At 44.7% G+C, this 8,807-nt stretch carries 8 protein-coding genes; 7 read left to right on the top strand and 1 reads right to left on the bottom strand.

What is annotated here, in order from left to right; genetic code table 11:
* The 5 genes from ABIO93_RS28275 to ABIO93_RS28255 all read left to right on the top strand — a co-directional run.
* On the top strand, nt 1-2,227 hold a 2,227-nt coding region (locus ABIO93_RS28275; RefSeq protein WP_348073376.1), incomplete at its 5' end, for a SusC/RagA family TonB-linked outer membrane protein.
* 12 nt (nt 2,228-2,239) lie between these two features.
* Entirely contained in the window at nt 2,240-3,700 is a 1,461-nt protein-coding gene (locus ABIO93_RS28270) for a RagB/SusD family nutrient uptake outer membrane protein (protein ID WP_348073375.1), read from the top strand.
* Between the two features lie 21 nt (nt 3,701-3,721).
* Entirely contained in the window at nt 3,722-4,237 is a 516-nt protein-coding gene (locus ABIO93_RS28265) for a hypothetical protein (RefSeq protein WP_348073374.1), read from the top strand.
* A 174-nt stretch (nt 4,238-4,411) separates the two neighbouring features.
* A complete protein-coding gene (locus ABIO93_RS28260) occupies nt 4,412-4,915 on the top strand; it encodes a hypothetical protein (RefSeq protein WP_348073373.1) in 504 nt (167 codons plus the stop codon).
* 268 nt (nt 4,916-5,183) lie between these two features.
* A complete protein-coding gene (locus ABIO93_RS28255) occupies nt 5,184-6,608 on the top strand; it encodes a hypothetical protein (RefSeq protein ID WP_348073372.1) in 1,425 nt (474 codons plus the stop codon).
* A gap of 13 nt (nt 6,609-6,621) precedes the next feature.
* Here the strand turns inward: ABIO93_RS28255 and ABIO93_RS28250 are convergent, their stop codons facing one another.
* Nucleotides 6,622-7,347, bottom strand: coding sequence for a DUF1080 domain-containing protein (locus ABIO93_RS28250; RefSeq protein WP_348073371.1), 726 nt, complete (start codon nt 7,345-7,347; stop codon nt 6,622-6,624).
* Nucleotides 7,348-7,549: 202 nt separating this feature from the next.
* Between ABIO93_RS28250 and ABIO93_RS28245 the strand changes: the two genes are divergently transcribed.
* Both ABIO93_RS28245 and ABIO93_RS28240 read left to right on the top strand, forming a co-directional pair.
* Nucleotides 7,550-8,359: a helix-turn-helix domain-containing protein gene (locus tag ABIO93_RS28245; RefSeq protein ID WP_348073370.1), complete on the top strand. Its 810-nt coding sequence runs from the start codon at nt 7,550-7,552 to the stop codon at nt 8,357-8,359.
* Between the two features lie 85 nt (nt 8,360-8,444).
* The coding region (locus ABIO93_RS28240; RefSeq protein ID WP_348073369.1) for an isocitrate lyase/phosphoenolpyruvate mutase family protein at nt 8,445-8,807 on the top strand (363 nt) is incomplete at its 3' end.

The raw sequence follows: 8,807 nt of genomic DNA, 5'->3' as shown, positions 1-8,807 counted from the left end.
GGACACTATTTACAAAATGCCTTACGATACCGACTGGCAGGACCTGATCACGCGTACCGGAAAGGTCACTGACGTACAGCTATCAGCTTCGGGCGGTACTGATAATGTGAACTACATGATCTCGGGCGGCTTTTTTGATCAGCAAGGGATCGTTAAGAACTCGGATTATAATCGTATCTCTTTCCGGGCCAACATTGACCTGAAATTGACGAACCGGATCCGGGCAGGTCTGTTGCTCGCCCCTACCCTCGAAAACTCTAATGTGCTGCCGAACATTGAAGGCGGGAGCACCAGCAATCCTTTCTACAATGCAGTAGCAATGCCTCCGATCTGGAACCCGACCAATGAAAACGGCGACCCGGTGTTTTACGGAAATACATTGCTGGATCCATGGGACTGGAACTTTGCATTTTTCGTAAACCCGCTCCATTTGTTCCAAAAGCAGGATAGTAGAAGGAATTTCAAAAACCTATCTACAATTTACACTGAAATTGATATCATTAAAGGGTTGAAATTCAGGTCGGAATTCCATACTGAGTACCGTTACAGACAACGTGATTATTTCAACCCGAGCTCGGTACCTACCGCTTCCGCAACGTTTTCAAGATCACAAGGTATCAACGAAACGACCAACAGACTGTACTGGAACTCTCAGAACTTTTTGACCTTCCAAAGAGAATTCGGCAGACATTCGGTGAGCGCAGTGGCTGGTTATTCTATCGAGGAATCCAAATACCGTGATTCTTATATAATGAAATATGACTACCCGACAGATTTGATACCTACTTTAAATCAAGATATTACGATCCAAAATGCGCAGACAGATGCTCGGACCAACCGGTACAGCGACGCTATGATCGGTGGCTTCGGAAGGGTTATGTATAATTTTGCAGGAAAATATTACCTGACTGCCAGTGTGCGCCGGGATGGTTCGTCGAAGTTTGGTGCGGACAAAAAATGGGGTGTGTTCCCATCCGTATCTACGGCCTGGCGTATTTCGGATGAGCCGTTTTTCAAACCATTTCAACGCTTCATCAATGACCTGAAAATCCGCGGCGGATGGGGAATTATCGGAAATGCTGGTATCCCCAACTATCTGGCACTGAGCACGCTCAATGCTTCATCTTATGTATTAGGTTCAGGCTCGACTGTATCACCTTCGTATACGGAAGGAAAAATCGCCAACTCAGGACTTGGCTGGGAATCCACTACCGACTGGGGCACGGGCGTTGATGCTGAGCTGCTTAACAACCGCATTACACTGAGCGTTGACTATTTCTATCGCCATACCCGTAACATGCTTTTCAGCATGCCGCTTCCCGTCATTACCGGTTTTGGATCTTACATGGCCAATATCGGGTCCATGCGTAACCGCGGATATGAGTATTCCATTACGACCAGAAACCTGGTTGGACAGCTCAAATGGACGACCAATGCAAACCTATCGTACTACCGCAACCGGGTGCTGGATGTGGGCAAGGATAAACGTCCGCTGCTGAATAATGATGGTTACACGACCGAAGGCCGACCCATCGCCGGTATTTACGGTGCGAGCTACCTTGGACCATACCGTGATTGGGAGGATGTCAAAACCTCACCGATCGTGAATGCCAATAATCCAAGCTGGCGGTTCAGGTCCAGTCCGGGTACACCGAAACTGGCCGATGTGAATGGTGACGGTATCATTGATGCTAGTGATAACACAGTCATCGGCTCTGCGATCCCTGACTTTGTGTGGGGTATGACCAACTCGTTTGAATACAAAGGCATTGACCTGACTATCCAGATCAACGGTACGCAGGGCGGCGATATTTCCATGCGCCAAATGGAGGGGATTTATGGAAGAGGTACCGGACAGAACAATACCACGACCGACTATTTCCAAAATTATTGGACACCTACGAACCCGGACGCGAAATACACTGCGCCCAGCCGTAAATCGTACGATGGTACCAACCTCAGTGGCTCACTGCTGTACAAAGGCACATTCGTGAATTTCCAGAACATTGCGCTCGGCTACACATTACCGCAGCAAATGGTGGAAAGATTGAAAATGTCACGCGTAAGGCTTTACATGACGATCATCAATGCGCTGTATATCACCAAGTTTCCGGGATATAACCCTGAGGCTAATGCAGAGGGGGACAATGCGCTGTCACAGGGTATCAACCGTGACTCGTATCCAATGTCGAGGTCGATCTCGTTCGGGGCTAATTTATCTTTCTAAACTACTTTCACAATGAAGAATATACTGCTAGTTATTATTGCCGCCACTTTACTGATTTCATGCTCAGAGAAATTTCTGGACAGGCAACCGGAAGATGCGCTGTCACCAGGAAGCTTTTACCGAAATCCTGCCGAAATGAAAACCGGGTTGGTAGGAATTTACAAAGTCCTGCAAAGTATTTATAACCAAGGCGACCTCCCGCTCATTCCTGAGCTGATGTCGGACGATGGTAAAGACCGTTTTAGAACAGACGTGTGGCAGACATTCAAGAAAACGAATGGAAATTCGCAATCCGGCATCTGGACCAACAATTTCAAAATGATCGCCAATGCGAATAATCTCATTGAGATCATGGACAAATACAAGCCGAAGGATGCGTCAGAGGAAAAAACCATTAAAGCGTACAAAGCTGAGGCTTCATTCCTTCGCGCGCTGGGTTATTTCAATCTGGTAAGAGTGTATGGTCCAGTGCCATTGGTTTCCAAACCTTTCACCGACTTGTCGACTGCATTTGGCGTGGGTCGTTCTCCGGTCAGCGAAGTTTATACCAAAATGATCCTCCCGGACCTGGAATTTGCCGCTGAAAACTGTTTGAAAAAATCAGAATTAAAAGGCGAAGAAGCCAGAGCGTCGAAAGGCGCGGCACTTACAATGTTAGGTAAAGTTCACTTGACATTGAAGAACCATGCGAAAGCGGCGGAAGTTTTAAAAAGGCTGATCGTGGACAAAGAAGCAGGTTCGTACGCGCTTTTGCCTAACTACGCCGATGTGTTCCAGGCTACCAATAAGTTCCATGCAGAATCAGTTTTTGAAGTCAATTTCAATATCGCAGCTGGCCAGCCGAGCTACTGGTTTCGGTGGGTTAATAATGATGTGGGACTGATCTGGGGCGTGGCGGGGGCCTCTAACCTACTTATTGAGCACAATCTGATGCGCGAATTTGTAAACGGCGGTGAAACGATCCGGTACAAAACCACAATAGACTCGGGCTACATTGCTTCCAGTACTATTCCAATCCAGGCCTGGGTGATCAAGCATTCTCCGGCACCGGCGCAATTGAAACCATACAACAACACGGGTACGGACAACAATTATGTCATTACGCGCTACGCAGATGCATTACTTATGTACGCGGAGGCTTTGATGGTGCTGGGCAAAAAGGATGAAGCCGTCGCCTATGTCAATGAAGTTCGTGCGAGAGCGAAGGTGCCGGCGATTACCGCTGCCAAACTTGACATTGACGCCATTTTGCACGAAAGAAGAATGGAGCTGGCCTTCGAAGGCCACCGCTACTTCGACCTGGTACGGACCGGAAAAGCCGTGGATGTGATTACGAAAGCGATCATGACGAAGGTTGATTTTGACACCAACATTGCGATATCAGGCCCTATCCCGGAAGAGCAGCTGATACTGCCGATCCCTGTCGGCGAAATTGAGAAAGACCAGACATTGCCGCAAAATCCAGGTTATTAATTACTAATTGAAATGATGAAAATGAAAAATATAGTTTCCAAAATTGCACTTGGGATGTTCGCGGGAATGTTGTTCACATCTTGTCTCAAAGAAGACATCGTGGCTACCCCATCGCTGAACGCCGTGAAGTTTTACCTTGCCGATGCCAGCGGAAAAGATTCACTGGTACCTCAGCCAGTGAAAGGAAAAGCGGTGAAAATCGTTGTCGATACCGATGCTGATATGTGTTCGGTGTGGCCTGGCGGAACCCGGGAGATCATGAAGAAAAAGGTCAGTACCGACGGCGGGGCCACTTTTGCAGATTCGGTTGATATGTTCAACCACCCCGTATTGGCCAAAAGCGACCTCTATTCCGATTATGGTTTAGTAGGTGCCAAAGGACTCAAAACTACGCTTTCGAGCGAAGGCTGGTATTGCACCTACACCTATCCGAAGGCCGGGGAATTCAGCCTGGTCGTGGTGGTGACCAATCACGGCTACAACACGAATGAGTTCAAACCGGCAGTTGTGGAAGTAGGAAAGCTGCAGGTGAAATAATAAAGGTTACCATTAAGGTTAGAAGCCCTTTGCATCTTGCGGAGGGCTTTCTTTTGCCACCTATCTATATTAGGAACAATTCTAAATTTTGTCCTAGATTCTAAAAATTTAGTTTTATTGGCCGAATCTTTTTTTAAGCTGTGTAATTTTGAGTTAAGCTCAAAATATCCAGCCATGACACCGCAGAAAAGGTATCGAAAACACGTTGCCTTGACCGATTTGCAAAGCAGACGATTAAGTGAATTAAGCGACTTCGATGGGACAGATCCTATGGAGCACGCCAAAAGAGCCATTGACGAGTACCTTCAAAAACAAAAGCTGGATTTCACGCCTCCTAAGGAAAATGATATCCGTGCTGAATTCAGGGACCATTCCGGAGATGCAAATATCCAGGGAGCATTCTGGGTTTCGGGGACTGTGGACAAATACGAATTTTCAGCACTGATCCTGAAATTGCCTTCCAAATTAGGAATTGACAAGGGTAAAATATCCAAACTATCCATCTGGGACCCTGTCGTGCTGAACAACACCAGCAACTTCACTGGCTCCTGCATTGTCAACTACGACCGAGGATGGGACATCAAACCAAGCCGGATCGCCGAGCCATACTTTAACAAAGTAAAAGCCCTGCTGGTACAATCAGCAGAGCAGTTTATTAAAAACAGGTTTTTGAGATAGGCAGCCGTGTCCACTTTCATTACCGTTAAATAACATTCCCTTCTTAACGGTTTTATTATTTTCACAAATCGCTACATTAGAGTGAAGTACCTAAGGCGAACATTGGATTTGCTTTATTTAACATCCGTTTAGGCGATATGATCCTTCTATATGGGATTATCCCTTTGTGATTTAGCCCATGGTTCGTCCTGGGCATTTTTATCTTACACACGCTTGGTACCGGGCAGATACATATTTAAAATCTGATTTTCTAAACCCGCTCATTATCATGTTTGTATTTGTACAATGCTCCTTCACGGATGTCAGGACTTTTACCAGCGAGCACAATACACTGCTCGATAGAACGAAATGGGAAAGCCCAACTCCTACCAAAAATTTCGCACGTAACCTCGGTGTATGTGTCAATCGAAAAGACCTGACCGTAAGAGGGTTCATTCCAGAAAATTATTTTTTTAGTTCTAGAAATGGATTCAGATCGCCAAAGGTCTTTAAAGACGATGCAATGAGTATCATGAGCCACTACAATCACTATCTGTTCGACGGCAGCGTGCTGGCCAAATTTGAATTTATTTTCAAAGTTTTGAGAAATAACACTTCTGCAAATCCAAAGCAGGGTGGTATCAATAAAAAGTTCGTCGATGATGCGATCGCCAACATCATGAACTTGGAATTTAACCTATTGACAAGGGCAGCAGGTCAGAAAGTCAGTACGCCATGCCCTCTTCAAAAGTTATCAGTGAGTCTTAAAGAATTGCACATCAGGGCCACTACACGAAAACCAAAACTTATTCGCCAGGAACAGTCAGGGCTAATTGCAAAAAATCAAAACCAGATCATTGTATCCCTAGAACCCAAAGAAAAGTTGGATACAGGTAATCTGCAGACTAGTAAAATTGCGGACGGATGTTATAGCTATTTCAACAAGGAAGCAAAAGTGCTGCTGCTGCATTATCCAGAAGGCTCTGGGGAAGCTGAACTTAATGCTAACAGAAATCAACGAATCCTGCATTCACGTCTTTTTATAGAAAAGGAATGCCTGAACAATGTGTTTGCATTTATTGGTAAAAACGTGATTGATATAAAACCGAAGGATTTGACGCAAGTTGGGACTGGACCGAGTGAGAATGACGAAATAAATGACCGGCTGCAAAAATACCTGGATAACAGAATCAAACGGATTTCGGATTGGGAACAGCTAAAAACAACCGCCATTAAAATCGAAATCAAATACCAGGACGATGTTGATCAATTAAAAAATAGGATTTCTGAGCTTAATTTAAGGAAAACAGTTGCCAATATCTCACAACAGTATATTCAAATCAATCATACAGAAATTATGGAAAGCAAGTTTAACATTTCAGGTGGTCAGATCGGCCAGGTTGGCGACAATACAACTGCTACTGGTACTGTATTCAATCAAAACGTCCCATTGCAGCCAGATCAGGTTGTGGCACTAAATGAAGAGGTATCACGGCTACTTGCCGAGTTGAACAAAAAGAAAGCAGCGGGCACTTCCCCCGAAATAGAAAAAGCAGTGGAAGCCGTCACCAAAGCGGACCAAGAAGACAAAAAGGACGGTAATAAAATACTAGAACACCTGAAAGCCGGTGGCAAATGGCTTTTTGATTTCGCCAAGGAAGTGGGCGTTAAAATCACGACCGAATACCTTAAAAGTCAGATGGGCCTGCCCTGATGAGGCCGGCATCCTACAACTTCCTCAACTTAATATTCCGGTACCAAACGGTGCTGCCCCAGTCTTGCAAGCCAATTTTTCCAGTGTAGGACCCTTTGCTGATCGGTGCTGCTTTGAGACCGCTGTTTGCGATTTTCTGTTTCCAGTCGGTTCCAGCCAGGTCGTGCTCCTGTACCATGAACTCGTTTTGGTAAACGGTCAGTTTGTTCTTTTTAACAATAAAATGGATCTTGTTCCATTCTCCCTCGGGGTTACCTTCCCGCAGACGTGCATTCGCTACGCCGAAAAAATCACTGGCGCGGTGCGTATTTTCTTTTGCGCCTTCATAGATCTTGTCATCGATCACCTGCAATTCCAGGCCGGTATCGTGCATATTTTTGTATTTCGCCGCTTCAGTCACGAAGAAGAAAATGCCACTATTGGCATACTTGCTCACTTTCCATTCTGCCTTAAATTCAAAATCACCATCGACGACATCGTCAATCACGATGTCGCCGCCGTTTTTCGCTTTGTTACCCGCTCTTTCCGGAACATTCAATTTGATAGCCCCCTGATCAATGATCCATGCTGACCCAACTCCCTGACCGCCGTATGCATGCCAGCCTTTGAAATCTTTACCATCAAATAAAAGCTTCCAGCCTTCCTTCTTTTCGGCGGCAGAAAGTACATTAAGGCTCTGGGAACTGGCTTTTACAACAATGAGGGTCAAAAGCAGGGCAAAAAAGGAAAATCTTAACATGTTACGGATTGAGGTTATTATTCAAACTAAGACAAGCTTCGAAGAGTCAAAAAATACTGGTGAATCTTGAAAAAGTATCACCGTTCCGATTTATACAATTCCGTGAAATTCTCCTGGCTTATTTTCGTAAAATGTAACTGCACACTTCATTTTTAGAACTATAATACCATACTTATCAGTTTAACAGTTCAAACGCAGTCATATGCAATTCAGGCATTTCTTTCCGTCAGATATTTTACAACCTTACGTTAAGCAATACTACATCTTCGAATCGGATGCAGACATTGCATTCGAAGACATCGTTTGTCCGAGTGGCGACATGGAGATCGTTTTCAATCTTGGTGAAGGTTCGTGGGAGTTTTTAAACCAAAATGATTACCTGAAAACCCCTCCTATTGAACTTTGGGGGCAGATTACCAAACCCTTGGCAATCAGATCCAAAGGAAAGCATACCATGCTTGGCATTAAATTCTACACACATTCGGCGGCGTATTTTCTGAATGACGACATCGCCATTTTTAATGACCAGGTAACCGATGTCAGTGATATCATCGGCGATCCTATCAAAGCATTGCACGCAAGTCTTTTTGAAACCCCCGATGCGCAAAAACGGATAGACCTCGTGGAAATATTCTTGAAAAAGAGATTGATCGGCTCCGAGAAAAAGAGTAACCGGATTGAGAAAGTAGCAGACATTTTGAAAAGCATTAAGAAGGATCCGGCAGAAAATAACCTCGGGAACATTGCATTCAAGCATGGTATTACACCCCGGTATTTGCACAAACTGATTTACCAGCATACCGGCCTCTCTCCTACTTCATTCAATAAAATCAACCGGTTTCAGATCAGCCTCGGCCTCATTACCAAAAATGACCGGCCATTAACTTCCATTGCCTACGATTCAGGTTACTTCGATCAGTCGCATTTCATTCGCGATTTTAAGGCGTTTACCGGTGTCACTCCTTCTGCCTACCTGGAAAATATTACTCCCGTCAATCAACTTTTGCAATAAAAATTAAAGCGTTCCGGTCTGTACAATTTGACCGTTTTCCGATCCGATATCTTTGTTATTATCAATTAAAAAACAAAAATATCGTATGGATCATTTTAATAACTTCCTGCAACTTCATCAAAATCCGGCCCCATTTATCTTAGGAAATATATGGGATGCAGGCAGTGCAAAAATTTTTGAAAGCAATGGTTATCAAGCCATTGGAACTTCCAGTCAAGCATTGGCCAATGCAATGGGTTACGAAGACGGTGAAAATATTCCGTTTGAAATACTTCTTCAATTTTCAAAAAGAGTCATTGAAAATGTGAACATTCCATTTTCGGTGGACATCGAAGGAGGTTATAGCCGCAACATTGACGGTATCATTGAAAACATCAGCAAACTGCACGATATAGGTGTAGTGGGAATCAACCTGGAAGACACGATTCCGGGCCCGCAACGAACATTG

This window comes from Dyadobacter sp. (assembly GCF_039919315.1).
Classification (GTDB): Bacteria; Bacteroidota; Bacteroidia; order Cytophagales; family Spirosomataceae; genus Dyadobacter.
This window is presented reverse-complemented; position numbering and strand designations above follow the sequence as displayed.